The organism is Silvimonas sp. JCM 19000, from assembly GCF_054652575.1.
On record NZ_BAAIHC010000014.1, the window covers coordinates 1 to 26,195 of the forward strand.

The window sequence follows — 26,195 nt, forward strand, 5'->3', positions numbered from 1 at the left end:
CTCTGATCCGCCAGCAAATCTTTTGTTAAAGATTCTTTAACGCGGCTAGACGCCTGCTTTTAGCGATCTGGTTTAATCCATGCTTAAAACACGCCCGGAATTTTTTCAGGTATCTAATATAAGTGGCGTAATCCGAGCCAGATATCTGCGTGCAAAGGCGTGCCGCTTGATGCCAGCCCCGACAGGCCCCACCATCCCTCCCTATCGCCCGCATTAAAGAATGCATTGATAAGGAGCAACAATATGGCCAAGGTCTTGATGTATACCACTGGGGTTTGCCCGTTCTGTGTCATGGCCGAACGCTTGCTGGCTCAGCGCGGCGTTGAGCAGATCGACAAGATACGTGTCGATCTGGAGCCCGGTCGCAAGCAGGAAATGATGGAGCGCACCGGCCGCCGTACCGTGCCGCAGATCTATATCGGCGATACGCATGTGGGTGGTTTTGATGATCTGTCGGCGCTGGATCGGGCCGGTGGTCTGGCGCCCTTACTGGCGGATGACTGAAGCTGGCAGCGCCCGGACTTTCGTGCGATGATTTCGGCCGCAGTCATGGCCCACTGCAAGCCATGACCCGAATGCTGTTCGAGCAGCATTCTGTAAAACACGAGATGGTTTTTTTAAATCAAGAAGCGCGCGGCCCCGCCGCAATACAAGGAAGGATGTCGCGATGAGCGAACAGAACCAAGACGCGAAGCAACCGGTTTTCGCGATTCAGAAAGTGTATGTCAAAGACGTTTCGCTGGAATCGCCGAACAGCCCCGGCGCTTTTATGGAACAAGAAACCCCTGAGTTCAGCGTGCAGTTCCGCAATCAGGCCACCGGCTTTGACAATGGCTTCTATGAAGCCCAGCTGACCGCCACCATTCAGGCCAAGGTTGGCGAACGCACCCTGTTCCTGGTTGAAGCGACGCAAGCGGGTCTGTTCTCGATCGAAAACATTCCGGCAGAAGAAATGGAACCGCTGCTGGGTATCGGTTGCCCGAGCATTCTGTTCCCGTATCTGCGCGAAGCCGTGTCTGATCTGACCACCCGCGCCGGCTTTATGCCTTTCCTGCTGCAACCGATCAATTTTGAAGCCATCTATCTGCAGCAACGCGCTCAGCAAGCTGAAGCCGCCAATGCCGATGCAACGACTCACTAAGTCGCTGCTCACCGCGCTGCTGCTGTGCAGTGGCGCGGTGCATGCACTCGATATCCGCTCGGCCTCTCATCACGGCGTTGTGCTGTACCAGGCGCCGCAAGATTCCGCAAAAAAGCTGTTTGTGATCAGCCGCAACACGCCGCTCGAGGTGCTGTCTGAAGCAGACGCATGGGCACGCGTGCGCGATCGCGATGGCACGCTGGCCTGGGTGCACAAGGCCGATCTATCCAATAAGCATATTGTCGTGGCCACCAAAGCGCTGGATGTGCGCCAGCAGGCGGATCTGTCTTCGCCCGTGGTATTGCATGCCGACAAGGATGTGTTGTTCGAACTCGTCGATAACAACCGCGCGGGCTGGCTCAAGGTCAAGCATCGCGACGGCGCGACGGGTTTTGTTCGTATCGAAGAGGTTTGGGGCGCATGAAACTTGCAGTTCTGGGCGCAGGCGCCTGGGGTACCGCGCTGGCGATCCGTTTTGCTGGTCAGCACCAGGTGGCGCTTTGGTGTCGCGACCAGCAACAGGCCAGCGATATGCAGGCCGCCCGCGCCAATATCCGTTATCTGGCTGATTCGCCGTTTCCCGATAGTTTGAGTGTGCATGCCGATCTTGCCGTCGCCATCGCTGGCGCGGAGCTGATCTTGCTGGTCACGCCCTTGTCTGGCCTGCGCCCGACACTGAAGGCGTTGACGGCGGCCGGTTCGCGCGCGCCTGTGCTGTGGGCCTGTAAAGGGCTGGAAGCGGGCACGATGAAATTTCCGCATCAGGTGGCCGAAGAAGAAATGCCGGCTGATGTGCCACGCGGCATGCTGTCGGGTCCCAGCTTTGCGCAAGAAGTGGCGCGCGGTCTGCCATCTGCGGTGACGATTGCCGCCAGCGACGGCGAATTTGCGCAGCGCACGGCCAATGCGCTGAATACGTCGGTCTTGCGTTTGTATGCCAGCGACGATCTGGTGGGTGTCGAAATCGGCGCTGCCGTCAAAAACGTATTGGCCATCGCCGCCGGCATTTGCGACGGGATGAATTACGGTTTGAATGCCCGTGCCGCTTTGCTGACGCGTGGTCTGGCAGAAATGGCGCGCTTTGGCGCGGCGCAAGGCGCCCGGCCGGAAACCTTTATGGGCCTGGCCGGCATCGGCGATTTGCTGCTGACAGCCACCGGTGACCTGTCGCGCAACCGACGCGTGGGTTTGCTGCTGGCAGAGGGGCTCAAGCTGGATGATGTGCTGCAGAACCTTGGTCACGTTGCCGAAGGCGTTCCGGCGGCACGCGAAGTCTGGCGCCAGGCGCAAGCGCTGGGCGTCGATATGCCGATTACTGCCGGTGTCTGTCGCGTGTTGTTTGAAGATGCCGCAGTAGCCGATGTATTACAGACCCTGATGGGGCGCGCACCGCGTCGCGAAGGCGAATAAGGCTGACCACCGCGCTGACGGAAAGCTTGATCGCCCCTCTCTAACGCCCGGTTTTTCCGGGCGTTTTTGTTTCTGCAGATAAGTTGCGCCACTGATCGCACGTCAGCAAACGATCATGATTCTGCAACAAACGACGCGTAGCGTCGGGCGCACAAACCCACGGAGATGTGCCATGTCCGACGCTACTACGTTCGAGGCCGCACGCAGCGGCCCACGCCCCTCGCTCGAAAAACAGAACGGCCCGCTGGCGATCGGCCTGTTCGGTTTGTTGCTGCTCGGCGGCATTGTTTTTACGGTTTTCAGCCTCGCGCACGATATTGACGCCGCAGCCACCGCCACCAGCAGTTGGCTGCCCTATATCCTGCTGGGCGTCGCCTTGCTGATTGCGCTCGGCTTTGAGTTCGTCAACGGCTTTCATGACACCGCCAATGCCGTCGCCACTGTCATCTACACGCATTCGCTGCCCGCCACCTTTGCCGTGGTCTGGTCCGGTTTCTTTAATTTTCTGGGCGTGCTGTTTTCTAGTGGCGCGGTGGCGTTTGGCATCATTTCGCTCCTGCCGGTCGAGCTGATTCTGCATGTGGGCAGCCACGCCGGTTTCGCCATGGTGTTTGCGCTGTTGATCGCGTCCATCATCTGGAACCTGGGGACGTGGTGGCTGGGCTTGCCCGCGTCCAGCTCGCATACGCTGATTGGTTCGATTATCGGCGTGGGTCTGGCCAATCAGTTGATGTCAGGCGGCAACGGGCACACCACGGGCGTGGATTGGTCGCAAGTGCTTAATGTGGGCAAGTCGCTGCTGTTGTCGCCGCTGGTGGGCTTCTTTTGCGCCGCGCTGCTGTTGTTGTTGATGAAATTGCTGGTGCGCGCCCCGGCTTTGTACAAAGAGCCGAAAACCAATGCCCCGCCGCCGTGGTGGATCCGTGGCCTGCTGGTGCTGACCTGCACTGGCGTCAGCTTTGCTCATGGTTCCAATGACGGGCAGAAAGGCATGGGGCTGATCATGCTGATCCTGATCGGGATCTTGCCGACCACCTACGCGCTGAACCGCGCGCTGCCGCAGCAGGAGGTGGTCACGTTTCAGGCGGTGTCGCAGCAAGTGCAGGCCACGTTAAAGCAACACAGCGCTGACCCGGCACCGCAGGACTATCGTGCGGCCGTGCAACGCTTTATCCAGACCCGCAGCATTGCGCCGGACACCTTGCCCGCCGTTACGGCACTCGCTGGCGCGATCGCCAATCAGACGGCGCAATACGACACGTTGAACCGTTTGCCCAATACCGTGGTGCAGAACGTACGCAATGACATGTACCTGAACTCCGAAGCGCTGCGCTTATTGCTTAAAGACGCGCATAGCCCGCTTAGCGGCGATGATGCGGTGGTGGTCGCCAACTATCGCAAGACCCTGGATAACGCCACCCGCTTTATCCCGACCTGGGTCAAGATTGCCGTCGCCATTGCGCTCGGCCTGGGCACGCTGGTGGGCTGGAAACGCATCGTGGTCACGGTGGGAGAGAAGATAGGCAAGAGCCACCTGACCTACGCGCAAGGCGCCAGCGCCGAGTTGGTGGCAATGACCACGATTGCCGCGGCCGACATGTATGGGCTGCCGGTCAGCACCACCCATGTGTTGTCGTCGGGCATTGCCGGCACCATGGCGGCCAATCACTCGGGCCTGCAGATGAGCACGGTGCGCAATTTGCTGATGGCATGGGTGCTGACGCTGCCCGCCGCAATGGCGCTGGCCGGCGGCTTGTACTGGATTTTCAGTCAGTTGGGTAGCTGATGCTGCCGTCAGCTTGGCAAAAAAACGGGCGCGGTGGCGCCCGTTTTCAGTTAGCTGGCATCGCGCAAGAACTGCCGTTGTGCCGCCACAAAATCAGCCAGATGCGACAAGAACGGCACATGCGCCGCGCCGCGGTGCGTTACCAACTGCGCGCCGGCGATCTGTTCCGCCAGCCACTGCCCCGCAGCCAGCGGCGTCATGGCATCGCGATCGCCATATTGCAGCAGCACGGGCAGCGCCAGCTTGCCCACCTCTGCGCGCAAATCGGTGTCGCGCAAGATGTCGAGACCGGCCTTGAGCGCGGCCGCGTCGGGTTCACCATGGCCAAATAAATCATCGATCAGCTGCCGTGCCAGCTCGCGTGCTTCGCCGCCACCCATGGTTTGCAGCGCGACAAAGCGCTTGAGCGTACCGCGCCAGTCGCCGCCGAGATGATCGGTGAACTGCTGCAACACCGGCAGCGGCGTCGCGCACGGCCAGTCAGCGCGCTGGGCAAAACTGGGCGACGCGGCCACCAGCGTGAGCGAGCGCACCTTTTCGGATTGCTGCAAAGCCCATTGCGTGGCCACTGCCCCGCCCAGCGACCAGCCGACCACATGCACCGGCAACGGAAACGCCGCGTCCACCGCGCTCACCAGTTGATCCAGCGTATACGGCGTGATGCTGTCACTCCGCCCGCAGCCGGGCAGATCGACGCGATGGCAGCAAAATTCGTCCGCCAGTGCCGCAGTAACCTGGCGCCAGACCATGCCATTCATGGCCCAACCGTGCAGAAACACCACGTCGGCGCCTTGGCCGATGCTTTCAAAATACAGGCTCACCGCGTTTTTCCTGTCAGAGGCGTCGCGGCAAGTTGCCGCAGAATATCGATCAGATCATCGGCCAGTTGCGTCACGGCGGCAGCGTCATGCGCGGCCGACAAAGTGATGCGCAGGCGTGGCGACGGTACCGTAGGCGGACGGATGGCGGCCACCCAATGCCCGCGTTCGCGTAAAGCCTGCGAGGCCGCCAGCGCGGTAGCGCTATCTGGCATCAGCACCGGCTGGATCGGGGTGGACGAAGGCATCAACGCCACCTGCGCTGCCAGCAAGCGCGTGCGCAGATTGGCGATATGGCTACGCAGCGTGGCGCGCCGTTCGGGTTCGGACTGGATTACCGCCAGGCTGGCCAGCGTCACCGCCCCCAGCAGCGCTGGCGCGGCAGTGGTATAGATGTAGGGCCGCGCATGGTTGATCAGATAATCGATCACCACCGCCTCCGCTGCGACAAAAGCGCCGGCGCCTCCGGCGGCCTTGCCCAGCGTGGCCAGATAGATCAGCCGGGGCGAGTCGATATGCGCCGCCGCCATGGCGCCGCGCCCGTCGCCAAGCACGCCAAAACCGTGGGCATCGTCAATAAACAGCCAGGCATCGTGCGCCTCGGCCAGCGCCAGCAACTCCGCCAGCGGCGCCTGATCGCCGTCCATGCTGAACACAGCATCGGCCACGATCAACTTGCGCCGGGCGGGCGTATGCGCCAGCAGATGCGCCAGTTGCGCCAGATCATTGTGGGCATAACGCTTGAAACTGGCGCGCGACAACATGCAGGCGTCGTTCAGCGAGGCATGGTTGAGCTTGTCGGCAAACACGGCGTCCTCGCGCCCCAGCAGCCCGGTGATGACCGCCAGATTGCCCAGATAACCGGTGGCAAAAGTCAGCGCGGCGGGTTTACCGACAAAGGCGGCCAGCGCGTCTTCGGCGTCTTGATGCGGCTGTTGGTGGCCGCACACCAGATGCGATGCGCCACTACCCACGCCCCACTGCGCCGCTGCGTCCTGCGCTGCGGCGATCAGACGCGGATGATGGGCCAGGCCTAGATAATCATTGCTACAAAAATTATTCAGCGACTGCCCTGCCACCGTCACCACTGGCCCCTGCGGCGATTGCAGCAAGGGGCGTTGGCGATACAGATGATCAGCGCGGCGCTGGGTCAGTTCGTCTGCCAGCGTGGCAAACGGCGAAGAAGGATGCGGGGTTTGAGCCATGGCCGCGATTGTACGACAAGCCCGGCCTAGGCCAGCAGCACTCGCCACAGCGCATATACCACCAGCCCGGCGCCGATGCCCCACAGCAGATGGCGCGTGCGCCAGACGATCACCCCGGTGACCAGTGCGCCAGCCAGCTGTGCGTTATGCCAGCTTAGCCAGAGCTGGTCGTCGTGCAGCAACACGGCGGGGACGGTGATGGCGGTCAGCACCGCAGTCGGCACGTAATCAAGCGCTTGCTTCAGCCGTGGCGGAATCTGCCCACCGCGCAACCACAAACCGGCGCGCACCGGATAAGTGACGGCCGCCATGCCCAGCAATAACAGCAGCGTATTCATGGCTTGTCCTCCGCTTTGGGAGCAAGTAGCACGCCAACGCCAATTCCCACCAGCGCGGCCACCATCAGGCCCAGCTTGTAGGGTAATTCACGCGCCGCAATCGCGACGACGGCAGCAGCCAGCGCCGCTGCCACATGCGAACGATCTTTGAGCAGTGGCACCACGATGCCGACAAAGGTGGCCACCATGGCAAATTCAAGGCCCCAACCGGCAATGCCGGGCAGGCTATGGCCCAGCACGATGCCCATACCGGTCCAGAACAACCAGTTGCTGAACATGGCCAGCGCCGAGCCCATATAAAAGCGCGCCAGATGCACCGGCTCGCCGCTGTCGAGCTTGTGAAACACGATGGCAAAGGTCTCATCGGTGAGAAACCACGCCATGCCCGCGCGCCAACTGCGCGGCAAAGTGCTGACGGCAGGCAGCAAGGCCGCGCTATACAGGGCGTGGCGCAAGTTAACAATAAAGGTGGTCGCGATGATGATGGGCGCGGCCGTGCCGGTGGCGAGCAGGGTTACGGCGATAAACTGGCTGGCCCCGCCATACACCAGGGCCGACATCAGGAAGGTGGCCCAGACCGGTAATCCGTGCGAAATGGCCAGCGTGCCGTAGATAACGCCAAAGGGCGCGGCGCCGATCAGCATAGGCAGCGTGTCACGCGCGCCTTGCCAGAAGCCAGCGGGATGCAGGTGGGGCGCGGACGGCGCCGTGGGGGTTGCGAGAGAAGTCATGGCCCGCATTCTAGCGGAGACCTGCTGTTTCGCCTCGGCACAGTGCCTGCTGCGGCGCAGCCAAACAGTGCATAATTGCGCCGACAAAAAAGCAAGACGACCCGCTCCCATGCCTACCCGATTTCGCTGGCACCATCCGCAATGCCTTGCTCCGCGCGCCTTGCAGCCCTGGCTGAGCGAACGCGGCTCGCTGACCGCCCGCCTGGTGGCGCACTATCCAGCGTTCAGCGTGCGCGTCTTGCGCCAGCGTGAGCAGGCGCCGCACGCCGACGAACTGGCCACCTTGCAACTACCGCGCCGCGTGCGCGTACTAACGCGCGATGTGTTGTTACTGAGCGCAGAGATGCCGCTGGTGTATGCGCATAGCGTGGCTTCGCGCAGCGCGGTGCGCGGCGGTTTCCGGCGGCTGAAGGGCATCGGCAATCGCTCGCTCGGTTCCATGCTGTTTGCCGACCCGACCATCCGCCGCAGCCCGCTGGCGTGGCGCCAGATCGACCGCCGTCATCCGCTATGGCAGCAAGCGCGCGCTGCGGTCGGGCCTTTGCCCGCGCGCTTGTGGGCGCGGCGCTCGTTGTTTATCAGCGGGCCGGATCGGTTGTTGGTGACTGAAGTGTTTCTGCCGCCCGCCTTCTAGCCACCCCCAACGCAAAACGGCCCCGGCGCGCCAGGACAGTTCCTGCGCGGCCGGGGCCGTTGTTTTATAACGCGCGCTTAGTACGACAGGGTGTTGACCCCCGCTGCGCCGACGGCAAGCAAGCGGTAATAGGCAAAGGTCAGCGCATACAGATCCGAGGTCACGCCAGAATTGGCCGTGGTCCAGACCGTACCGGTGGTGGTGCCATTCAACACCACACCCCCGGCGCCAACCGCTTCAAACTGCGAGCCCCATGCTGCGGCGTACAGGGTTTGCGTGGTCGGCGACGACTGCACAGTCCAGGTGGTGCCATCGGTGCTTTCAATAATCGTACCGTTGGCGCCCACGGCCACGCGCACGTCGTCGGCACTGGCGGCCACGCTGTACAGATCGCTGCTGGTGTTGGTGGTGATCTGGGTCCAGCTGGCGCCATCCGAGCTGGTAAACATGATGCCGCCCACGCCCACGGCGTAGAACTTGCTGTCGATCGAGTTGTAGTAAATGCCGAGCAGATTGGACGAGGTAAACGCGGTTTGCGCAGTCCAGCTCACGCCATCGCTCGAACGCAGCACCGCGCCATTGTCGCCAACGGCCACATAGTAGCTGGCGCTAACGGCCACGCCGGTCAGATTGGTGGTGGTGCCCGAGGTCTGCGTGGTCCAGGTCAGACCGTCTACGCTGGTCAGGATGGTGCCGTTGGCGCCAACCGCCACAAAGACATCGCCCAGCGCCGTGGTATAGGTCACGCCGCGCAGGTCATTGGTGGTGTTGGAAGTGCGCGCTGTCCACGTTTGCGCCGCCGGGGTGCTGGTATAGATGCTGCCGCCAAGGCCAACCGCCACATACACGCCTGCACCACCTGAGATACCGCGGCGCGTGCCGGCGTCCATCACCGGGCCCGCAGTCCAGGTGTAGCCCGATGCCATCGGGGTGACGGTCTGGGCGGCGGTGGTGGCACCGGCTTTATCCGAGCCGACTGCGGCATTCATCAAGAACGAATACGGCAGGCCGTTGGTCAGGCCCGTCTGCGAATACGGCGAGGTAATGCCATCCAGAATGCGCGGGCTGGGTTGCTTCAGGATGTTGTCGCGGGTCAGCGTGGTGGTTTGCGCGCTGAACAGCCAATAAGTCAGCCCCGAGACCGTGTCCCAGCTGACCAGCACGGCACCATCCGCGGGCAGCACAGTAAAGCCCGTCGGCGCGGCGGTATCTGAATCGGACGAGCCGCCGCAAGCGACCAGAGCGAGACTGAGGCTGAGGGCGACGGCCCGTTTGGAAAAAATGTTCACGTTGAGCGGCTTCCGTTAATTTTTGATCAAGAGACCGGCAGGCGGTCATGCCAGGCGCAAGCCTGGAAGGCGACAAGATTAACGCATTCCGCGCCAACTGAAACGACGTCTTTCGTGTATCGAAATGCATCTTTCAAGACATTACGCCAGGCGGCATGCCCAGCGCGGCGCCCTGCGGCCCGCCCGCGTGGCCGCTTCCAGCCAGACAACCTTTGCGGCACACTGCGCACTTGCTCCAGTTTGCGTGTTTTCGCCATGACCCTTGCTGCCCAACCTTCCCGCCTGACGCTCTATCTCAAACTCACCCGCATGGATAAACCCATCGGCAGTCTGCTGCTGCTCTGGCCCACGCTGTGGGGCTTGTGGTTTGCCGGAGCCGGGCGGCCGGACTGGCGCATTGTGCTGATCTTTGTGCTGGGCACCATCCTGATGCGCTCGGCGGGCTGCGTGATCAACGATTACGCCGACCGCGACTTTGATGGCCATGTCGAACGCACCCAGCATCGCCCCATGGCGGCCGGTCTGGTGTCCGGCAAAGAGGCGTTGTGGCTGGCCACCATTCTGGCTTTGCTGGCTTTCTTGCTGGTGCTGCCACTTAATCCGCTCACGCGCTGGATGTCGATTCCGGCGGTGCTGGTGGCGGCCAGTTATCCTTTTACCAAACGCTTTCTGGCCATCCCGCAAGCCTATCTGGGCATTGCCTTCGGCTTTGGCATTCCGATGGCGTATGCGGCGCTGACCAACGCCTTGCCGCCGATTGCGTGGATTTTGTTGCTGGGCAATATGTTCTGGAGCATCGCCTACGACACCGCCTACGCCATGACCGACCGCGAAGACGATCTGAAGATCGGCATCAAGACCTCGGCGATTACCTTTGGCCGCTTTGATGTGGCCGCCGTCATGCTGTGCCATTTTGTGTTTCTGGGCGTAATGGCGTGGGCCGGTTGGTATAGCGGCCGCGGCCTGCCGTATGCCATCGGGCTGGCGGCGGCGCTGGCGCTGATGCTGTTCCAGCAATATCCGCTGATCAAGGATCGCAACCCGCAGCGTTGCTTCAAAGCCTTTCTGACCAACAACCGCATCGGTGGTGTGATTTTTGCCGGGCTGTTGCTGGATTACTGGCTGCACGGCTAAGCCGCCCGATGGCGTGGACGGCCCTGATTACCGCGCCGCGTGCGCTGGCCTTGCAGCTATCCGACGCCGAGGCGGGCACGCCGCGGCAATGGTACTGGCTGGAAATCGCCGCGTTACAGACGCCGCTGGCTGACCCGCCGCGCATGCCTTTGTGGCTGCTGCGGCGGTTTGGCCCGCTACTGGCGTGGCCGGTCTTGCGCGCCAGCCGCTTACCCGGCGCGGCCCTGTATGCGCTGCATGCCCGCAGCGTCAGCCGCATTGCGCATCAAAGCGCCCAGGATGCCGCGCTAGCGATTGCCACCTTGCCGTTGTTGCTGGCGGGGCTGAATCTGTTAACGCCCACGATTGCCTTTATGTGCTGGCTGCTGTTGCTGGGCGGTTTGATCTGGCAAAGCGTCCGCGCCGGGCGCACGCCGCGCGGCAGCGTGGTGCCAGTTGCCCTGAGCCCCGACAACGCGGATGCGGCGGTGCTGCCCGGTCCGGAAGAAATCGTCGGCCTGCAAGCCTTGTTGATCAGCGCCGGCGCCCCGCCCGCCAGCGCCGCACGTCTGGTCGCCGCGCTGGCCGAACAGGCCGACCAGGTTTTGCCCGATTTGCTCGCCTGGTTGCCCGACCTGGCCCCCACCGCCCCCGACCGTACCACCCGCATGCGCGCCGCCTGGCTGGGCTGGTTGCTGATTACGCTGCCCGCCTGCATCAGCTGGATCTGGCTGCCGCGTTGGCCGGCGCTGGTGTTGTGCGTGCTGTGGAGCGCGGCAGTGCTGGCGCTGTGGCAACGACGCAGCGCCGCCGTGCTGGTGATGGTCAGCGCGGTGTTGGCTTATGCGCTGGGCCGACTGGGGCACGGTGGCTGACCCGCCCGGCTGTGCTAAAATCCGCGCCTATCTTTTCTAACCGCTTTAGCAGGGAAGTCTCATCATGGCCGGCCATAGCAAGTGGGCGAATATTCAACATCGTAAAGGCCGTCAGGACGCCAAGCGCGGCCAGGTGTTTACCCGTCTGATCAAAGAAATTACCGTCGCTGCCAAAATGGGCGGCGGCGACGTCAACATGAACCCGCGTCTGCGTCTGGCAATCGATAAAGGTCTGGCGGCCAACATGCCCAAAGACAATATCCAGCGCGCAGTGGACCGCGGTACCGGCAATCTGGAAGGCGTGGACTACGCCGAGACCCGCTACGAAGGCTACGGCCTGAACGGCGCGGCCATCATGGTGGATTGCCTCACCGATAACAAAGTCCGTACCGTGGCCGATGTGCGCCATGCCTTTGCCAAGTACGGCGGCAATATGGGTACCGATGGTTGCGTGTCGTTCCAGTTTAAACACTGTGGTTATCTGATTTTTGCGCCGGGCACCAACGAAGACGCACTGATGGAAGCCGCGCTGGAAGCCGGTGCCGATGACGTGGTGACCAACGACGACGGTTCGATCGAAGTGATCACCCCGCCGTACGAATATGTCGGCATCAAAGACACGCTCGAAGCCGCTGGCTTCAAGGCCGAAATGGGCGAAGTCACCATGAAGCCGCTGGCCGAAACCGAAATCACCGGCGACGACGTGGCCAAAATGCAGAAACTGCTCGACGCACTGGAAAGCCTGGACGACGTGCAAGAGGTGTACACCACCGCCGTGATGGATGAAGAGTAAAGCCGACGCCATCCACGCAGTTTGAGCGGATCGGCACCATATCTGATTGGTGCCGGATCAAGTCCGCTGCCGCTGCAACGCATACTGGCTCTACCGTTCACTGTTCCGGAGAGCCAGTATGTCCCCCCGCCATTTGATCCCTGTTGCTGCATTGCTTGCCTCCTGCGCTGGCGCCGCTGAATTTGAAGTGAGCAGCCCTGATCTGCCCGACCATCGTTTTTCCCCCGCGCTGATTGCCAATGGCTTTGGCTGCAGCGGCGGCAACCAGTCCCCGCAGATCGTCTGGCGCAACGCCCCCGCCGCCACACAAAGCTTTATGGTGACCATGTATGACCAGGACGCGCCAACCGGCTCGGGCTACTGGCACTGGGTAATTGCCAATCTGCCGCCCACCACCACGCAATTGCCGCGCGGTGCCGCCAGCCAGCCCGCGACATTGCCCTCCGGTACGCTGCAAATCAGCAATGACACCGGCCAGCCCGGTTACCTCGGCCCTTGTCCGCCGCTGGGCGAAACGCATCGCTATCTGATCACCGTCATCGCCCTCAAAACGCCAAAGCTGGACGTGCCGCCCGGCGTGACGCCCGCCACCGCAGGCTTCGTGGCACACTTTGCAACGCTGGCCAAAGCCAGTTACACCGCCACCTGGAGCCGCTAACGCATGAGCCGTCAGATCATCAGCCGCGCCGGTCTGGGTTTTGCCGCGCAAATCGAGCAATACGGCGAAATGCAGATGCTGCGCGTCAGCGTCGACCAGCCTTTGCTGCTGATGGTGCGCGAAGGCAGCAAGCTGCTGCGCTGGCAACAGCGCGAGCAGATCATCGAGGCTGGCCAGGCGGTAGTGATCGCGGCCGGGCTGGTGTTGGACGTGACCAACCGCCGCGCAGGCGAGCATGCGTATCAGGCCACGTCTTTGGGGTGGGATAACGCGATGATCATGGCCGCGGCGCAAGGGCTGGCACCCGGCGCGGCGCGACGGCCGGTGCAGACCGTACACAGCGTGCAGCCGCTCGGGGCGATTTCGGCCGATTTCTACGCCAGCTATCTGCACGCAGTAGCCGGGCTGGCCCAGCCGCATATTCCGCACAGCGTGGCGCAACAACGCATGCTCGAGATGCTGTTGTGGCTGGCCGAAGCAGGGGTGCAGTTTTCGCCCGATACCCGCAACAGCCTTGGCCAGCGTTTGCGTCAGCTGTTTTTGAGCGATCCGGCGCGACCGTGGAGCGCGGCCGAAGTCGCCCACCATTGCGCCACCAGTGAGGCCACGTTGCGCCGCCGCCTGGCGCAAGAGCAATTGACGCTGAGTGCGCTGCTGAACGAGGTCCGCATGGCCAGCGCACTGACCTTGCTGCAATGCACCTCGCAGCCGGTCACGCAGATTGCGCTGGCGGTGGGTTATGACTCGGCTTCGCGCTTTGCCATCCGGTTTCGGCAACGCTACGGCTTTGCCCCCACCGGCATCCGCGGGCACCAACGCGCGGCGGCCTGACTGCCGTTTTCGCGACTGTTCTCAAAGCCGATACAAATCAGCGACAAACCTGGGGCGACGCATTGGGCAAAGCCAGGCGGCATGCTATAACCCTGCGACCATCTTCAGGGTTACACCATGCCGCAACGCCGTGTCGCGCTGCCCCTTCCGCTGACCTTCCTCGCGTTGATCTGGGCGCTGATTGCCGCTGATTACGCCGGTTTGCGGCTGACTGCGGCGGTCGATCACTGGAGCAATGACCGCCTGCTGGCGCGCCATGCCCAACAGCGTGCGGCGGCAGCGGATGTGGTCATCGTCAATATCGATCAGGCCAGTTTGACCGCGATGCAGGACGACGCGGGCAGCTGGCCATGGCCGCGCGCCATCCACGCCGAAATGCTCAACGGCCTGGCCCAACAACATCCGCGCGCCATCGTGTTTGATCTGATGTTTAACGAGCCCGACGCATTCCGCCCCGACAGCGATCAGCTGTGGCAAAACAGCGTCAACGCGCAACGCGCCTTGCTGTATCTGCCCAGCGTGCAGCTGGCCGATGGCAACGGCCCCAAATTGCGTGATCTGCCGCCCAGCCTCGGCCTGCGGCGCAGCGCCGGGGCCGACCCCGACGCCAGCCTGCCGCTGTTATTGCCGACAGCCGTGGCCCCCAGCGCCTGGCGCGGTGGCCTGATCAACTTTGTTGCCGACCGCGATGGCATCGGCCGCCATTATGCGTTGCGGCATGAATATGCGGGCTGGAGCCTGCCTTCCCTGCCGGCCCAGCTGGCCCAGGACCAGCACTGGCCCCTGCCTGACGCCAGGCGCTTTACCCTTAACTGGACCCGGCCGCATCAGCGCGTGAGTTACGCCGATCTTTATTACGATTTCAATCGCGAGCATCCGCAGCGCCCGGCCGATGAGTTCCGCAACAAGATCGTGCTGATTGGCACGGCCGCGCCGGGGCTGCAGGATTTGCGCCCGACGCCGTTGTCCAGCAGCTATCCTGGCATTGAGATTCTGGCCACCGCCATCGATAACCTGCAGCACGGCGACTGGTTGCGCCAGGCGCCGCGCTGGCAAGCGGGCCTATGGGCGCTGCTGTTGACCGCCGCGCTGCTGGGCGCATTTGCCTGGGGCATCGATGCGCTATGGCTGGGCTGGGCCTTGATAGGGCTAACCGTGCTGAGCGTGCTGGCGGGATGGCTGGCGCTGGGCCAGCGCTGGGTGCTGCCGCTGTATGGTCCGCTGGTGTGGGCATGGCTGGCTTATCTGGCAGGCGCAGTACAGGCGTGGCTGGCAGAAAAACAGCGGCGCGAGCAGGCGCTGGCCATGTTCGGCCGCTTTGTTGATCCCCGCGTGGCGCGCCAATTGCTGGAAACCGGCCAGCTGGATCAAAGCGCTCAGGCGCGTAGCCGCGAAATCACTGTGTTGTTCTCGGATATCCGCGGCTTTACCACGCTGTCGGAGACACGGCCGCCGGAATATATCGTCGATCTGCTCAACCGCTATTTCAGCCGCCAGGTTGACGTGGTATTCCGCCACGGCGGCACGCTGGACAAGTTTATCGGCGATTGCATCATGGCTTTCTGGGGTGCGCCGACGGATGATCCGGCGCATGCACAACACGCCGTCAGCGCCGCGCTGGAGATGGCGCAAGTGCTGCAGGATTTCCGCCGCGAACTAACCGATCTGCAAGCCGACTTTGACATCGGCATCGGGCTGCACAGCGGGCTGGCCGTGGTCGGTCTGATCGGCTCGCCAGCGCGGCTGGATTACACCGCCATTGGCGACAGCGTCAATCTGGCCAGCCGCATCGAGGGCGCCACCAAAGGCGTGGCGCGCATCCTGGTGTCGCAAGCCACTCGCGATGCTTGCGGCGATGCATTCGGTTTTGCCGATCACGGCACCCACACGGTCAAAGGGCGTGAACAGGGCGTGCGCCTGTATGAGCCGCATGCCCTGGCGGCCAACCACGCCACCTCAACCCGGAGCGCACCATGAAAACAACATCGATCCACCTCTTGGGCGTGGCCGCACTGGCCTGCAGCCTGCTGGCGCACGCCGAAACCGGCACCGTTATCCGCGCCAGCGAGCTCAAACAAAAGCCGTTTCTGGATGCCAGCAGCACCGGCCAGGTCAGCCCGGGCAACAGCGTCAGCATCGTGTCGCGCCAGGGCGCGTGGATGCAGGTCAAGGCCAATGGCCAGAGCGGCTGGATCAAATTGCTGAATGTGCGCACCGGCAGCGCCAGCGCGGGCAGCGGCGGCAATAGCCTGGGCACGCTGGCCAAAGTACTGACCACGGGCTCCTCTGGCACCACCGTCACCACCGGCGTCAAAGGCCTTACCAGCGGCGAAGTCACCGCCACGCATCCGGATCCGGCGCAGTTGCAGAAGCTGGATGACTACGCCAGCTCGACCAGCCAGGCGGCCACTGCTGCCCGCAAAGTGCCACTGAAGCCGCGCCAGGTGGACGACATCGCCACCCGTGCCAGCAACCGGAGCAATTAAAATGCGTTACCTCCTCTCCACCTTGCTGGCCCTTGCCAGCCCGATGCTGGTGCTGGCCGCACCGGCCCAGGCGCTGGATCTGAATGGCGTGCTGGACAAGCTCAATAACAATCCCGATCTGGTGAACGCGCTCAGCGGCACCGTCAAAGGCGTGGTCAACGCCAACCGCAGCATTTCGCCACAAGAAGAACAAAGCATCGGCGACGGGCTGGCTTCGAATATGCTGGGCGCGGCGCCGCTGGTGAATGACGCTGCCCTGCAACGCTACGTAAACGACGTCGGCACATGGGTGGCCAGCCAGAGCGGAGCCAGCGGTTTCAACTGGCGTTTTGGCGTGATCGACACCGACACCATCAACAGCTTTGCCATGCCCGGCGGCATCGTGCTGCTTACGCGCGGTCTGCTCGGTCAGATGCAAAGCGAAGCGCAACTGGCCTGTGTGTTAGGGCACGAAACCACGCACGTGCTGCGCCATCATCATCTGCGGGCCATTCAGTCCTCGGCCGGGCGCGATGCCTTGAGCAATGCGGTGCAGGGCGCGATTGCCTACAAGGGCAGCAATGCGGGCAAGCAGATAGGCGCCAATCTGGCTTCGGGCTTTTCTGAGGTGTATGTGCGCGGGCTGGACAAGGACGATGAATTTGAGGCCGACGTCAGCGGCATGGTGCTGTGCGCACGCGCTGGCTACAACCCGTATGCGCTGGCCGCAGTCTTGCAAGCGCTAGACGCACTGAACCCCACCGACGGCAATCTGCAATTGCTGTTCGCCACCCACCCCAGCCCGCGCGCCCGGCTGGACAAGATTGATGCCGTGGTTGGCGCGCAACTGGAGCCCTATGCCAACGGCGTCGAAAACACTGCGCGCTTCCAGTCGTTTGCCAAGCGCTACGGCAAGGTTGGCCTGACCAGCAATCCCTGAGCGCCGTTACGCCTGCGCCTCGCCCGGTCCGTTGCCCTAATGACCAGGATTGAACTGGCTGATCTGTTCCACCGTGTACACCGGCTTATCCAGCGCGGCAGCCAGCGAGCCAATCTGGATCAACCTGGCCTTGGCCGGATTGCTCGCGTCGCTGAGCGGCGCAATCGATTGCACCTGCACGCCTGATTGCAACAGCGACAACGCCACCAGCCGCACCGCTTCCGCGGGTACTTGCGCGCCATACCAGACGCTATTGGTGGGCGTGTGTTTAAGCGTCGGGTTGCCATTACCCGACTTGAGCGCAAACCCGGCGTTCTGCAGATTATTGAGCAGTACCGACTGAATCAGATCGCGGTCCAGATCCTTGGGAAAATACTGGATGGTGATGCCGGCGTTGCCCTGCTTGACTGCGGGCGTGGCAATGCTGGCGGTGGCCTGGGCCGCTTTGAGGCCTTGCGAAATCTTCTCCGGCGATTGGTTCTCGGGCCGGATGCCCAGCGCCTGGCCGAGTTTTTCGACCTGCGCGCTGATGCTGGTGACCGCGCTATCAACGCGGCCCACCTGGCTGGCCACATTCACCGCGCGCACATCCAGATTGGCCAGCGCCGTCAGCGCCTTGTCCAGATTGGTCTGCACCTTGGCGGCGCGCGTTTCGGCGGTTTGTGCCGCATGGGCCGAGGCCAGGCTTTTGTTCCACGACGACCAGCCGGTATAGATGGCCGAGGCCGCCATCATCACGATCAGCAAGGTGGTGCCGACGCTGCGCAGATTTTTGCGTGCATCAAAGAACAAACCCCACAAACCAATCGCCAGTCCTATCCCGGGCAGAAAAAAGTAATCAAGCACCGTGCGGCTCCGGCTGAGGGCAATGGCTTAACCCTGGAACATGAGCCGCGCGCTGCCAAGCGCAACCGTACTCGCGCCGCGCCAGACGCAAGCCAGCGGCCTCGCTATAATCGCGGTTTACGCCCGGCCACCCGGCCTGGCCTTCCCTTGTTTTGATCCGGCGCGCGATCCGGGCCGGTCTGGAGCCTGCATGCATCCGTATTCCCAACGCCGTGAGCGCCTGATTGCTGATTTGTCCGCTGGCGTGCTGATTCTGCCCACCGCGCCCGAACAAACCCGGAATGCCGATTCCACCTTTCCGTTTCGCTACGACTCCAGCTTTTATTACCTGACCGGCTTTGAAGAACCGGAAGCCGTGTACGCCCATGTCATCGGTGATGCGCCGCAAGCCGTGCTGTTCTGTCGGCCCAAAGACGAGACTCACGAAATCTGGGATGGCTATCGCTACGGCCCGGCTGCGGCCCAGGAAAAATTCGGCTTTGATGCCGCCTATTCCACCGACGATCTTGATGCCGAGATGGTCAAGCTGCTCTCCAACCAGCCGCGCGTGTACTTTGCTTTTGGTCACAATCCGGCGTGGGATCTACGGCTGGCGGGCTGGATCAACGCCGTCCGCGCCCAGGCCCGCAGCGGCGTGCACGCACCGACCGAGCTGGTGGACATCAGCGCACGCATCGATGAAATGCGCTTGTTCAAGGACGCGCATGAGATCGCCATCATGCGTCGCGCCGGGCTGATCAACACCGCCGCACACCGCCGCGCCATGCGCAGCGCCCGACCTGGCCAGTTTGAATACGAAGTCGAAGCCGAGCTGATGCATGAGTACTATCGCAGCGGCAGCCGCTTTCCAGCCTATACCTCCATCGTGGCGTCCGGCCCCAATGCTTGCGTGCTGCATTACGGCGAAAACAACCGCCGCATGCAGGACGGCGAATTGCTGCTGATCGACGCCGGTTGCGAAATCGAAGGCTACGCCAGCGATATCACCCGCACCTTCCCTATCAATGGCAAGTTCTCCGGCGAGCAAAAGGCCGTGTATGAACTGGTGTTGGCCGCCCATGCCGCGGCGTTGCAAGAAGCACTGCCGGGCCGCAGCTACGACGCCATGCACCAGGCCGCCGTTAATGTGCTGACGCAAGGTCTGATCGACCTCGACCTCATCAAAGGCCCGTTTGCCGACGCGATCGAACAAAACACCTATCGCCAGTTTTATATGCACAAGACCGGCCACTGGCTGGGGCTGGACGTGCACGATGCCGGGGCCTACAAACGCCAGGATGGCGCATGGCGCGAACTGCAGCCGGGCATGGCGTTTACCATCGAACCGGGTTTGTATATCCGCCCGGCGGCGAATGTGCCCAAGGCGTTTGAGCAAATTGGCGTACGCATCGAAGACAATATCGTGATTACCGCCGACGGCCATGAAGTACTGACCGCGGATTGCCCGGTAGCCGTGGCCGAAATCGAAGCCTTGATGCGCGCTTGAGCCGCGCGGAGAACCCGCAGATGATCGTCAAACAATTACCGCTGCATGTGGATATCGCCATCGTTGGCGGCGGCCCGGTGGGCGCGCTGGTGGCGCAACGGCTGGCGCGCCAGGGCCGTCAGGCGCTGGTGATCGAAGCACGCGATGCCACGGCCACGCCCCCAGCTGATCCGCGTGCGCTGGCGCTAAGCTGGGCCAGCTACCAGGCGCTGGATGAATCGGGCTTGTGGAGCGACCGCCTGGCCCCCACCGCCATCCATAAAGTCCATGTGTCGCAGCAAGGCTCGCTTGGCCGTACCGAGCTGGACGCGGACGAACTGAATCTGCCAGCGCTGGGCTTTGTGGTGCCCTACGAAACCCTGGCGGCACATGCGCTGCAGCAAATGTGCGCGGGCAGTGTGCAGATTGCTGCCAATACCCGCGTCAGCCGCATCCAGACCTTGTCACGCTACGCGGCATTGACGCTGCAGACCCCGAGCGGCGAAACCGGATTGACCGCACGCCTGGTCATACTGGCCGATGGCGGCAAGCTGATCGACCAGGTTAATGGCGTTACGCAAACCATACGGCCGTATAACCAGCACGCCGTGCTGGCGCGCATGACGCCCAAAACGCCACACAGCCACATCGCCTATGAACGCTTTGCCGACGATGGCCCGATTGCGCTGCTGCCGTTTGGCGAAGACTTCATGTTGATCTGGACGCAAACCCCGGAGCAGGCGGAAAGCCGTCTGGCGCTGGATGATGCGGCATTCATCGCGGCCGTGGCCGAGCGTTTTGCCGGGCGGCTGGATGGCTTCAGCGCCGTGGGTGCGCGCAAAAGCTGGCCGCTGGCGCTCAAGACTCTCGACCGCGTTTATGCGCCACGCACGGTGATGATCGGCAATGCGGCGCAAACGCTGCATCCGGTGGCGGGGCAAGGTCTGAATCTGGGCCTGCGCGACGCGGCGGTGCTGGCCGACGTGCTGGCCGGCACGCCCGACCACATGCTGGGCGAAGCCGACATGCTGCAACGCTACGCCGCTTTACGGCGCAAGGATGCGGGCGTCGTAACGCACTTTACCGATACCTTGATTACGCTGTTTGATCGGCCGAACCCGGCATTGAAGCATGCACGCAGCCTGGGCTTGCTGGCGCTGGACCAGATTGCGCCGCTGCGGCGCGGGTTTGCGCGGCGCATGGTGTACGGCGTGCGCTAAGGCATAGGGCGTACTGTGCGTTGCCCGCCGGGCAACGCCCTCTACGCCTTGGGCTTGGCCTCGAGCTCGGACACCACCACCTTGGCCATATCGGACAGCATCTGCAGTTCTGGTTCGCCAAACTGGCGCGGTTTGCGGTCGATCAAACACAGCGTGCCCACCGTGGCGCCGTTGTGCAGCACCAGCGGCGCACCCGCGTAGAAGCGGATGTCGGGCTCACCGGCAACCAGCGGATTATCGGCAAAGCGCGCATCCAGCGTTGCATCTTCCACCACCATCACGTGTTGCGGATCAAGAATGGCGTGGCCGCAGAAAGATACGTCGCGCGAGGTCTCGGTCGCAGCCAGTCCCTGCACTGATTTGAACCATTGCCGGTTGGAGTCCACCAGACTCACTACCGCGATCGGCACATTAAAAAAGCCGGTGGCGGCACGGGTCAGGTTATCGAAGCGTTCTTCAGGTTGCGTATCGAGGATGAGCAAATCGCGCAGAGCGCCAATACGCTCGGCTTCGTTGTCCGGAATCTTGGGGGGTTGCATGGGTGCCCTGCACAATCATGTTGGTATTGTGCGGTGATTATAGGCATGGAGCGGAAAGTGGCGACAGCAGCCCGGTGGCCGCGCCCACAAACTGATGTCTAGCCGCGCCGCCCTGCTGGCAGCCGCAGGCGGGATGGTCTAGTGGCCGCAGGCGCGGCCATCAGCTACCAGCGCATCCCGGGCAGTACGCCAAAGAGGAACATGAGCCAACGTCATGGTGTAGCTACCCAGCCATGAATCTGGCTTGTTGCACGGCCCGCGCCTCGGTATGATCGCTGTTCATTTAATTTTCTTGAAGTCATGAGCCGCCATCATGCAATCGCTACTCGAACTGCGCCACCTCAAAACCCTCGCCGCCATCCACGACACGGGTAGCGTTACGCGCGCAGCCGAGCGTTTGCATCTCACCCAATCGGCGTTGTCGCATCAGCTGCGCTTGCTGGAAGAGCACTACGGCGTGCCGCTGCTCACGCGCAAAGGCAGTACGCTGGCCTTCACGCCGGCGGGGGAAAAACTGGTGGCACTGGCCACCTCAGTCTTGCCGCAGGTGGCGTCGGCGGAACGCGATGTGGCGCGGCTGCGCGAAGGTGAGGCGGGCCAGTTGCGCATCGCCGTGGAATGCCACACCTGTTTTGACTGGCTGATGCCGGCCATGGACACCTTCCGCGAGCGTTGGCCCGAGGTGGAACTGGATATCGTGTCGGGCTTTCATGCCGATCCGGTCGGGCTGATGCTGGAAGGGCGCGCGGATCTGGCGGTGGTGTCCGAGCTGGAGATCGATGCGCGGGTGAGCCACCAGCCCTTGTTTGTCAGCGAGATGGTGGCGCTGGTGGCGCGTGATCATGCGCTGGCCGCCAAGCCGTATCTGGATGCCAGCGATTTCGCCAGCGAAACCCTGATTACCTATCCCGTGCCCGACGACATGCTGGATCTGATCCGCAAGGTTTTGCGCCCGGCAGGCGTTAATCCACCGCGCCGCACCACCGAGCTGACCGTGGCCATGCTGCAACTGGTGGCCAGCAAACGCGGCATTGCTGCGCTGCCGCGCTGGAGCGTGCAGAACTACCTCGACCGCGGCTATATCGCCGCCCGCCCGGTCACCGCCGCCGGTCTGACGACCGAGCTGTATGCCGCCATTCCGGCAGAGCGCGCTGAACTGGCTTATTTGCGAGAATTTGTGAGCATCGTGCGCGACGTCAGTCTGACCGCCCTGCCCGGCATCTCTTTGCTGGATTGAGCGCGATATGGGCTTGTGAGCATGACGAGTGCGCCAGCAAGGTGGACGCACGTTGCGGCGCAGCATGAAGGATTTCTCCTGCATTATTTAAGGTGATTTCTCACTCTTAAAGCTTTGTGAAATTTTTCCATAATGTTGGGGTCGTCTATTTGTGGTGATGGGCGTTAAATAGCCGTGGGCTTTTGCCCGACGCACCTCACTCGTATTGCTCCAGGAGAAGGCTTATGACGCCCCCCGCCGACCCCAGTACGTTGCCGTGGCAGATCGAAAAGATTGATCTCAGCCGCATCCAGCTGGACCGCATCCGCGATAACCAGACCCTGTTTTATTTGCTCACCGCTTCCTCGTTTATCGAAAGCGGGGCCGATTTGTATACCAGCAACCTGGTCGATTATTTTGCCAGCGACCCCGAAGTCTCGGCCTGGCTGGCCCAGCATTGGGAACACGAAGAACTGCAGCATGGGCGCGCCTTGCGCATGTATGTGCAATACGTGTGGCCAGACTTTGCGTGGGAAGACGCGTTCGAGAGCTTTTTGCAGGAATACGGCAAGCTGTGCACGGCGGAAGAACTGGAGCCAACCCTGGCGCAAGAGCTAGCGGCACGCTGCGTGGTGGAAACCGGCACCTCCAGCCTGTATCGCGCCATCAATGCCTGCACCGACGAACCGGTATTGCGTGAGATTGCCGACCATATCCGCCGCGATGAGGTCAGCCATTACAAGAATTTCTATCACTTCTTTTTGCGCTACCGGCAAGAACAAAAGCTCAGCCGCTTTGCCACTTTCGGCACGCTCGCCCGCCGCTTGCTTGAATTGCGCAACAGCGACGCCGAGATTGCGCTGCGCCATGTCTTTGCCTACCACCAGCCGCAAGGCTCGGCGGCAGAACAAGCCGATATCAACAAGCGCGTTACTTCGCTGATTCGCCGTAATCTGCCCATCGAGATGACGGTGAAGATGTTGCTCAAGCCCTTGCAGCTAAGCCCGCGCTGGCAGAAAAGCCTGCAATGGCCGCTGTCCGGCCTGACCCAGATCTTTATGCGCGTCCCGCTGTAACAATCATAGGGTGGGTCGTGACCCACCCTACAAAGCCGTGCGCAACCGCCGCGGTGTATGGCTATGGCTTTGCGTGGTGGGTCATGACCCACCCTATGTGGATATCGCTTACAGCTTGAAGCGCCCGAAATCCGCGTTGATGGCCTGAGCCAGTTGCGCCAGGGTCTGCAGGCGTTGCGTGGCTTGCTGCAGGTCAGCGTCAGCCTGTGCAATGCGGTTATTGATGCTCTCGGTGGTCTGGCCCATGGAGGTCGCCGCGTTGCGCTGTTCTTGCGTGGCGAGGGCAATGCCGCCGATCTTGTCGACCACGTTCTGCATGCTGTCGGCCATGCTCAACAAACGCTCGCCCGCATTGCGGGTCAAGCTGGAGCTGGCGGTCACCGTATCCAGCGTGCCTTGCATACGTCCAGCGGCATTGCCGGTTTCCTGGCCGATGGCTTCCAGCATGCTGGTGATTTCCACCGTGGCACCGCCGGTGCGCTCTGCCAGTTTGCGTACTTCATCGGCCACTACGGCAAAGCCACGCCCTTGCTCGCCGGCCCGCGCCGCCTCGATGGCTGCGTTAAGCGCCAACAGATTGGTCTGGCTGGCAATTTCGCTGATCACGCCGGTAATCGAACGGATTTGTTGCGAGCGCTGCGCCAGCGTATCCAGCATGGCGGCGACGGAGCGCACCGCTTCGCTAGTGGCGTCCATCTCATCGGTGATGCGGTTCAGATCTTTGGCGCTGTCGCGGCTTTGTTGACCGGTGCGGTTGGCCACTTCATCGGTCTCTTGCGCCGATGAGGCAATCTCGCTCACGCTGACCGACACTTCTTCGATCGCCGCCGCATTGGCGCTGGCCACATCGGCAATGCCGTTGGTATCGCGCGCCACTTGTTGCACGCTATTGCGCACATCCTCGACCCCGCCCGCCAGTTGCAGACTCTTGTCGCGCACGCTGATAAAGGTGCGGTTCAGTTGGTCCACAAAGTGATTAAAGGCCTCGGCGGTCTGGCCGACTTCATCCTTGCTCTGGATGCTGATACGGCGGGTCAGATCGGCCTCGCCGCGCGAAATCTCGCGCATGGCATCACGCACACGCAGCAAACCGCGCAGTTGCGCCCGCATCGACAGCGAACTCAGCGCAATCACGATAAGCAGAATCACCACCAGCACGATGGCGGTCTTGATCAGTTGCTGGCGCAGCGGGGCCAGCAAGGTGGCCTCGTCGCTGACCGCCACCAGGGTGAACTCGGTGCCCACCACCGGAAACGCCGCCACCAGCTTGTTGCGGCCGTTCATTTCAACATTGGCAAAGTCATGGCTGCTTTGCGCTTTGTTGATGGTATCGGCAGTCAGGCCATCGCCCAGCACGGTGGCGTCTTTGTTCAGCTGTTGCGGATCGCCATGGGCAAAGATCTTGCCGTCTTTATTGACGATAAAGGCAAAGCCGTCGCCCGGCAGCACAGTGCGCTTGAGCTCCTGCATGATGCTGGAAATTTCCACATCCGCGCCCACCACGCCGACCACCTGGCCGTTATCGACCACCGCATGCGCAAAGCTGGACACCGCCGCGCCGGTGGCAGCGGCGACTGAGGGCATTTCAACAAAGGTATTGGTCTTTTCTTCTTGCGCGCGACCCCACCAGTGCCATTTGCGTGGATCGTTATTATCCGGCGGCAGCACCACGCCATTGGCGTTTTGCTGGGTGCCGTCGGGGTAGGCCAGAAAGACGTTGGCAAAGCCACCGGCATCACGGGTAAACGCCATGGCGGGGATCAGATTGGCATCGTGTGGCACCGGCTTGAACGCGTTGAGCACCTGCGCTTTGGCGCTGATCCAGTTGCCGATATGCACGCCCAGCACGCTGCCGACGGCGTTGATTTGCTGGCGCGATTCAGATTGTTGCTGGGCGGCCGACAGCGCGTAACCCGCGCCGGCGATAACCACGCCCGTCAAGATAACAAACGCCGCGACCGCGGCGACCACTTTTTGTTGCAGAGTTTGCAAGCCGAAGGCCATGTTGTTTTGCTTCCCGGTGAGCCGCGCAGAGCGTTGTTTTTGATAAGGCGCGCGATTGTAGCGCGTGCTATCAAAATACTCACAATTGAGCATATCTGCTTGCTTCAGATCAATTGACGCCGTCAGGGGATTGCCTGACTTGGCAAGCGCAAGCGCGCTTATCTAAACAGGTGCAGGGCTGCGTACTGCAGCAGGATGATGGTCTTGCCATCGACGATCCGACCGTCGGCAATCATGGCCAGCGCATCATCAAAGCGCAGTTCCAGCACTTCGATGTCTTCGCCCTCTCCTTCCAGGCCGCCACCGCTACTGACTTTGTGCCGGGATTCATATTCGGCCACAAAAAAATACAGCTTCTCCGTGACCGAGCCCGGGCTCATATAGGCTTCAAAGATTTTCTGCACGGCGTGCAGGCGGTAGCCGGTTTCTTCTTCCACCTCGAGCCGGATGCGCTCCTCCGGGCTGGCTTGTTCCAGCAGACCGGCCGGGGTTTCGATCAGCCAGCCGGGGTAGCCGTCAACATAAGTCGGCAAGCGAAACTGGCGGATCAGCACCACCGTGCGCTGCGCCAGGTTGTACAGCAGCACGGTGGAGCCGTGGCCGCGATCATAGGTTTCGCGGCTCTGACGCTGCCATGTGCCATTGGCGCGCAAAAAGTCGAAGGTGGTTTTTTTCAGGACGTACCAGTCGTCCGACAGGGTCTCGACGTTGACGATACGTATGCGTTCGGAATGGCCATGCATGGCGGCGCTCTCAGGGTCTTGTTGCAGTGCATCAAGCCCTGAGCGTCGCACAAAATGTC

The 26,195-nt window shown here is 62.2% G+C and carries 27 protein-coding genes; 18 read left to right on the forward strand and 9 right to left on the reverse strand.

Annotated elements, in window-relative coordinates; genetic code table 11:
• The first annotated feature begins 243 nt into the window (after positions 1-243).
• The 5 genes from grxC to ACYQ1A_RS13320 all read left to right on the forward strand — a co-directional run bounded on the left by grxC (position 244) and on the right by ACYQ1A_RS13320 (position 4,337).
• A complete protein-coding gene (grxC, locus tag ACYQ1A_RS13300; protein WP_062224635.1) occupies positions 244-504 on the forward strand; it encodes a glutaredoxin 3 in 261 nt (86 codons plus the stop codon).
• 163 nt (positions 505-667) lie between these two features.
• On the forward strand, positions 668-1,141 hold the full coding sequence (secB, locus tag ACYQ1A_RS13305; RefSeq protein WP_062224634.1) for a protein-export chaperone SecB: 474 nt from the start codon (positions 668-670) through the stop codon (positions 1,139-1,141).
• Positions 1,125-1,565 (forward strand): SH3 domain-containing protein, encoded by a 441-nt coding sequence (locus tag ACYQ1A_RS13310; RefSeq protein ID WP_499362692.1) that lies wholly within the window; start codon positions 1,125-1,127, stop codon positions 1,563-1,565. Before secB ends, ACYQ1A_RS13310 begins: the two co-directional genes overlap by 17 nt.
• Positions 1,562-2,551: an NAD(P)H-dependent glycerol-3-phosphate dehydrogenase gene (locus tag ACYQ1A_RS13315; RefSeq protein WP_499362694.1), complete on the forward strand. Its 990-nt coding sequence runs from the start codon at positions 1,562-1,564 to the stop codon at positions 2,549-2,551. The genes ACYQ1A_RS13310 and ACYQ1A_RS13315 overlap by 4 nt, the downstream gene beginning before the upstream one ends.
• Positions 2,552-2,723: 172 nt before the next feature.
• Positions 2,724-4,337, forward strand: coding sequence for an inorganic phosphate transporter (locus ACYQ1A_RS13320; RefSeq protein WP_499362696.1), 1,614 nt, complete (start codon positions 2,724-2,726; stop codon positions 4,335-4,337).
• Positions 4,338-4,387: 50 nt separating this feature from the next.
• Here ACYQ1A_RS13320 and bioH read toward each other — a convergent pair whose 3' ends face one another.
• Genes bioH through ACYQ1A_RS13340 form a run of 4 tightly spaced genes read right to left on the reverse strand, consistent with a single transcriptional unit; the run spans position 4,388 to position 7,429 of the window.
• The gene (gene bioH, locus ACYQ1A_RS13325) at positions 4,388-5,158 is read right to left on the reverse strand and encodes a pimeloyl-ACP methyl ester esterase BioH (protein WP_499362698.1); all 771 of its coding nucleotides are present in this window, start codon (positions 5,156-5,158) and stop codon (positions 4,388-4,390) included.
• Positions 5,155-6,360: an 8-amino-7-oxononanoate synthase gene (bioF, locus tag ACYQ1A_RS13330; RefSeq protein ID WP_499362700.1), complete on the reverse strand. Its 1,206-nt coding sequence runs from the start codon at positions 6,358-6,360 to the stop codon at positions 5,155-5,157. Before bioF ends, bioH begins: the two co-directional genes overlap by 4 nt.
• A 26-nt stretch (positions 6,361-6,386) precedes the next feature.
• Positions 6,387-6,698, reverse strand: a complete 312-nt coding sequence (locus tag ACYQ1A_RS13335; RefSeq protein WP_499362702.1) for an AzlD domain-containing protein — start codon at positions 6,696-6,698, stop codon at positions 6,387-6,389.
• Positions 6,695-7,429 (reverse strand): AzlC family ABC transporter permease, encoded by a 735-nt coding sequence (locus tag ACYQ1A_RS13340; protein ID WP_499362704.1) that lies wholly within the window; start codon positions 7,427-7,429, stop codon positions 6,695-6,697. The genes ACYQ1A_RS13335 and ACYQ1A_RS13340 overlap by 4 nt, the downstream gene beginning before the upstream one ends.
• A 109-nt stretch (positions 7,430-7,538) precedes the next feature.
• Between ACYQ1A_RS13340 and ACYQ1A_RS13345 the strand changes: the two genes are divergently transcribed.
• Positions 7,539-8,063: a chorismate--pyruvate lyase family protein gene (locus ACYQ1A_RS13345; RefSeq protein ID WP_499362706.1), complete on the forward strand. Its 525-nt coding sequence runs from the start codon at positions 7,539-7,541 to the stop codon at positions 8,061-8,063.
• Between the two features lie 77 nt (positions 8,064-8,140).
• Here the strand turns inward: ACYQ1A_RS13345 and ACYQ1A_RS13350 are convergent, their stop codons facing one another.
• The gene (locus tag ACYQ1A_RS13350) at positions 8,141-9,352 is read right to left on the reverse strand and encodes a WD40/YVTN/BNR-like repeat-containing protein (RefSeq protein WP_499362710.1); all 1,212 of its coding nucleotides are present in this window, start codon (positions 9,350-9,352) and stop codon (positions 8,141-8,143) included.
• A 255-nt stretch (positions 9,353-9,607) separates the two neighbouring features.
• On the opposite strand from ACYQ1A_RS13350, the gene ubiA reads away from it, so the two are divergent.
• From ubiA to ACYQ1A_RS13390, 8 genes are all read left to right on the forward strand, one after another.
• On the forward strand, positions 9,608-10,486 hold the full coding sequence (gene ubiA / locus ACYQ1A_RS13355; protein ID WP_499362712.1) for a 4-hydroxybenzoate octaprenyltransferase: 879 nt from the start codon (positions 9,608-9,610) through the stop codon (positions 10,484-10,486).
• An 8-nt stretch (positions 10,487-10,494) separates the two neighbouring features.
• Positions 10,495-11,340 carry a hypothetical protein gene (locus ACYQ1A_RS13360; RefSeq protein WP_499362714.1) on the forward strand — a complete coding sequence of 282 codons (846 nt, stop codon included), beginning with the start codon at positions 10,495-10,497 and terminating at the stop codon, positions 11,338-11,340.
• 64 nt (positions 11,341-11,404) lie between these two features.
• Positions 11,405-12,133, forward strand: a complete 729-nt coding sequence (locus ACYQ1A_RS13365; RefSeq protein ID WP_499362716.1) for a YebC/PmpR family DNA-binding transcriptional regulator — start codon at positions 11,405-11,407, stop codon at positions 12,131-12,133.
• Between the two features lie 118 nt (positions 12,134-12,251).
• Positions 12,252-12,791 carry a YbhB/YbcL family Raf kinase inhibitor-like protein gene (locus tag ACYQ1A_RS13370; protein WP_499362717.1) on the forward strand — a complete coding sequence of 180 codons (540 nt, stop codon included), beginning with the start codon at positions 12,252-12,254 and terminating at the stop codon, positions 12,789-12,791.
• A gap of 3 nt (positions 12,792-12,794) precedes the next feature.
• Positions 12,795-13,622 (forward strand): helix-turn-helix transcriptional regulator, encoded by an 828-nt coding sequence (locus ACYQ1A_RS13375; protein ID WP_499362719.1) that lies wholly within the window; start codon positions 12,795-12,797, stop codon positions 13,620-13,622.
• Between the two features lie 117 nt (positions 13,623-13,739).
• On the forward strand, positions 13,740-15,599 hold the full coding sequence (locus ACYQ1A_RS13380) for a CHASE2 domain-containing protein (protein WP_499362721.1): 1,860 nt from the start codon (positions 13,740-13,742) through the stop codon (positions 15,597-15,599).
• Positions 15,596-16,108: an SH3 domain-containing protein gene (locus tag ACYQ1A_RS13385; protein WP_499362723.1), complete on the forward strand. Its 513-nt coding sequence runs from the start codon at positions 15,596-15,598 to the stop codon at positions 16,106-16,108. Before ACYQ1A_RS13380 ends, ACYQ1A_RS13385 begins: the two co-directional genes overlap by 4 nt.
• A 1-nt stretch (position 16,109) precedes the next feature.
• Entirely contained in the window at positions 16,110-17,027 is a 918-nt protein-coding gene (locus ACYQ1A_RS13390; protein ID WP_499362725.1) for a M48 family metalloprotease, read from the forward strand.
• A 36-nt stretch (positions 17,028-17,063) separates the two neighbouring features.
• On the opposite strand, the gene ACYQ1A_RS13395 is transcribed toward ACYQ1A_RS13390, so the two are convergent.
• Positions 17,064-17,873: a hypothetical protein gene (locus ACYQ1A_RS13395; RefSeq protein WP_499362727.1), complete on the reverse strand. Its 810-nt coding sequence runs from the start codon at positions 17,871-17,873 to the stop codon at positions 17,064-17,066.
• 190 nt (positions 17,874-18,063) lie between these two features.
• On the opposite strand from ACYQ1A_RS13395, the gene pepP reads away from it, so the two are divergent.
• Together pepP and ACYQ1A_RS13405 are read left to right on the forward strand one after the other, a co-directional pair.
• Positions 18,064-19,359, forward strand: a complete 1,296-nt coding sequence (gene pepP / locus ACYQ1A_RS13400; RefSeq protein ID WP_499362729.1) for a Xaa-Pro aminopeptidase — start codon at positions 18,064-18,066, stop codon at positions 19,357-19,359.
• Between the two features lie 20 nt (positions 19,360-19,379).
• Positions 19,380-20,558 carry an FAD-dependent monooxygenase gene (locus ACYQ1A_RS13405; protein WP_499362731.1) on the forward strand — a complete coding sequence of 393 codons (1,179 nt, stop codon included), beginning with the start codon at positions 19,380-19,382 and terminating at the stop codon, positions 20,556-20,558.
• A gap of 41 nt (positions 20,559-20,599) precedes the next feature.
• On the opposite strand, the gene ACYQ1A_RS13410 is transcribed toward ACYQ1A_RS13405, so the two are convergent.
• Positions 20,600-21,097: a GAF domain-containing protein gene (locus tag ACYQ1A_RS13410; protein ID WP_499362733.1), complete on the reverse strand. Its 498-nt coding sequence runs from the start codon at positions 21,095-21,097 to the stop codon at positions 20,600-20,602.
• A gap of 313 nt (positions 21,098-21,410) precedes the next feature.
• Here ACYQ1A_RS13410 and ACYQ1A_RS13415 point away from each other — a divergent pair, with 313 nt between their 5' ends.
• Together ACYQ1A_RS13415 and ACYQ1A_RS13420 are read left to right on the forward strand one after the other, a co-directional pair.
• On the forward strand, positions 21,411-22,334 hold the full coding sequence (locus ACYQ1A_RS13415; protein ID WP_499362735.1) for a LysR family transcriptional regulator: 924 nt from the start codon (positions 21,411-21,413) through the stop codon (positions 22,332-22,334).
• Positions 22,335-22,558: 224 nt separating this feature from the next.
• On the forward strand, positions 22,559-23,389 hold the full coding sequence (locus ACYQ1A_RS13420) for a ferritin-like domain-containing protein (RefSeq protein ID WP_499362737.1): 831 nt from the start codon (positions 22,559-22,561) through the stop codon (positions 23,387-23,389).
• Between the two features lie 108 nt (positions 23,390-23,497).
• On the opposite strand, the gene ACYQ1A_RS13425 is transcribed toward ACYQ1A_RS13420, so the two are convergent.
• Positions 23,498-25,393, reverse strand: coding sequence for a methyl-accepting chemotaxis protein (locus ACYQ1A_RS13425; protein WP_499362739.1), 1,896 nt, complete (start codon positions 25,391-25,393; stop codon positions 23,498-23,500).
• 158 nt (positions 25,394-25,551) lie between these two features.
• Complete coding sequence (locus tag ACYQ1A_RS13430) at positions 25,552-26,136, reverse strand: NUDIX domain-containing protein (RefSeq protein ID WP_499362741.1); 585 nt, start codon at positions 26,134-26,136, stop codon at positions 25,552-25,554.
• Between the last annotated feature and the right edge of the window lie 59 nt (positions 26,137-26,195).

What these genes read in the sequence shown, in the direction of transcription:
- grxC (WP_062224635.1), top strand. Translation starts at nt 244, where the DNA reads ATGGCCAAGGTCTTGATGTATACCACTGGGGTTTGCCCGTTCTGTGTC.
- secB (WP_062224634.1), top strand. Translation starts at nt 668, where the DNA reads ATGAGCGAACAGAACCAAGACGCGAAGCAACCGGTTTTCGCGATTCAG.
- ACYQ1A_RS13310 (WP_499362692.1), top strand. Translation starts at nt 1,125, where the DNA reads ATGCAACGACTCACTAAGTCGCTGCTCACCGCGCTGCTGCTGTGCAGT.
- ACYQ1A_RS13315 (WP_499362694.1), top strand. Translation starts at nt 1,562, where the DNA reads ATGAAACTTGCAGTTCTGGGCGCAGGCGCCTGGGGTACCGCGCTGGCG.
- ACYQ1A_RS13320 (WP_499362696.1), top strand. Translation starts at nt 2,724, where the DNA reads ATGTCCGACGCTACTACGTTCGAGGCCGCACGCAGCGGCCCACGCCCC.
- bioF (WP_499362700.1), bottom strand. Translation starts at nt 6,360, where the DNA reads ATGGCTCAAACCCCGCATCCTTCTTCGCCGTTTGCCACGCTGGCAGAC.
- ACYQ1A_RS13335 (WP_499362702.1), bottom strand. Translation starts at nt 6,698, where the DNA reads ATGAATACGCTGCTGTTATTGCTGGGCATGGCGGCCGTCACTTATCCG.
- ACYQ1A_RS13340 (WP_499362704.1), bottom strand. Translation starts at nt 7,429, where the DNA reads ATGACTTCTCTCGCAACCCCCACGGCGCCGTCCGCGCCCCACCTGCAT.
- ACYQ1A_RS13345 (WP_499362706.1), top strand. Translation starts at nt 7,539, where the DNA reads ATGCCTACCCGATTTCGCTGGCACCATCCGCAATGCCTTGCTCCGCGC.
- ubiA (WP_499362712.1), top strand. Translation starts at nt 9,608, where the DNA reads ATGACCCTTGCTGCCCAACCTTCCCGCCTGACGCTCTATCTCAAACTC.
- ACYQ1A_RS13360 (WP_499362714.1), top strand. Translation starts at nt 10,495, where the DNA reads ATGGCGTGGACGGCCCTGATTACCGCGCCGCGTGCGCTGGCCTTGCAG.
- ACYQ1A_RS13365 (WP_499362716.1), top strand. Translation starts at nt 11,405, where the DNA reads ATGGCCGGCCATAGCAAGTGGGCGAATATTCAACATCGTAAAGGCCGT.
- ACYQ1A_RS13370 (WP_499362717.1), top strand. Translation starts at nt 12,252, where the DNA reads ATGTCCCCCCGCCATTTGATCCCTGTTGCTGCATTGCTTGCCTCCTGC.
- ACYQ1A_RS13375 (WP_499362719.1), top strand. Translation starts at nt 12,795, where the DNA reads ATGAGCCGTCAGATCATCAGCCGCGCCGGTCTGGGTTTTGCCGCGCAA.
- ACYQ1A_RS13380 (WP_499362721.1), top strand. Translation starts at nt 13,740, where the DNA reads ATGCCGCAACGCCGTGTCGCGCTGCCCCTTCCGCTGACCTTCCTCGCG.
- ACYQ1A_RS13385 (WP_499362723.1), top strand. Translation starts at nt 15,596, where the DNA reads ATGAAAACAACATCGATCCACCTCTTGGGCGTGGCCGCACTGGCCTGC.
- ACYQ1A_RS13390 (WP_499362725.1), top strand. Translation starts at nt 16,110, where the DNA reads ATGCGTTACCTCCTCTCCACCTTGCTGGCCCTTGCCAGCCCGATGCTG.
- pepP (WP_499362729.1), top strand. Translation starts at nt 18,064, where the DNA reads ATGCATCCGTATTCCCAACGCCGTGAGCGCCTGATTGCTGATTTGTCC.
- ACYQ1A_RS13405 (WP_499362731.1), top strand. Translation starts at nt 19,380, where the DNA reads ATGATCGTCAAACAATTACCGCTGCATGTGGATATCGCCATCGTTGGC.
- ACYQ1A_RS13410 (WP_499362733.1), bottom strand. Translation starts at nt 21,097, where the DNA reads ATGCAACCCCCCAAGATTCCGGACAACGAAGCCGAGCGTATTGGCGCT.
- ACYQ1A_RS13415 (WP_499362735.1), top strand. Translation starts at nt 21,411, where the DNA reads ATGCAATCGCTACTCGAACTGCGCCACCTCAAAACCCTCGCCGCCATC.
- ACYQ1A_RS13420 (WP_499362737.1), top strand. Translation starts at nt 22,559, where the DNA reads ATGACGCCCCCCGCCGACCCCAGTACGTTGCCGTGGCAGATCGAAAAG.
- ACYQ1A_RS13425 (WP_499362739.1), bottom strand. Translation starts at nt 25,393, where the DNA reads ATGGCCTTCGGCTTGCAAACTCTGCAACAAAAAGTGGTCGCCGCGGTC.
- ACYQ1A_RS13430 (WP_499362741.1), bottom strand. Translation starts at nt 26,136, where the DNA reads ATGCATGGCCATTCCGAACGCATACGTATCGTCAACGTCGAGACCCTG.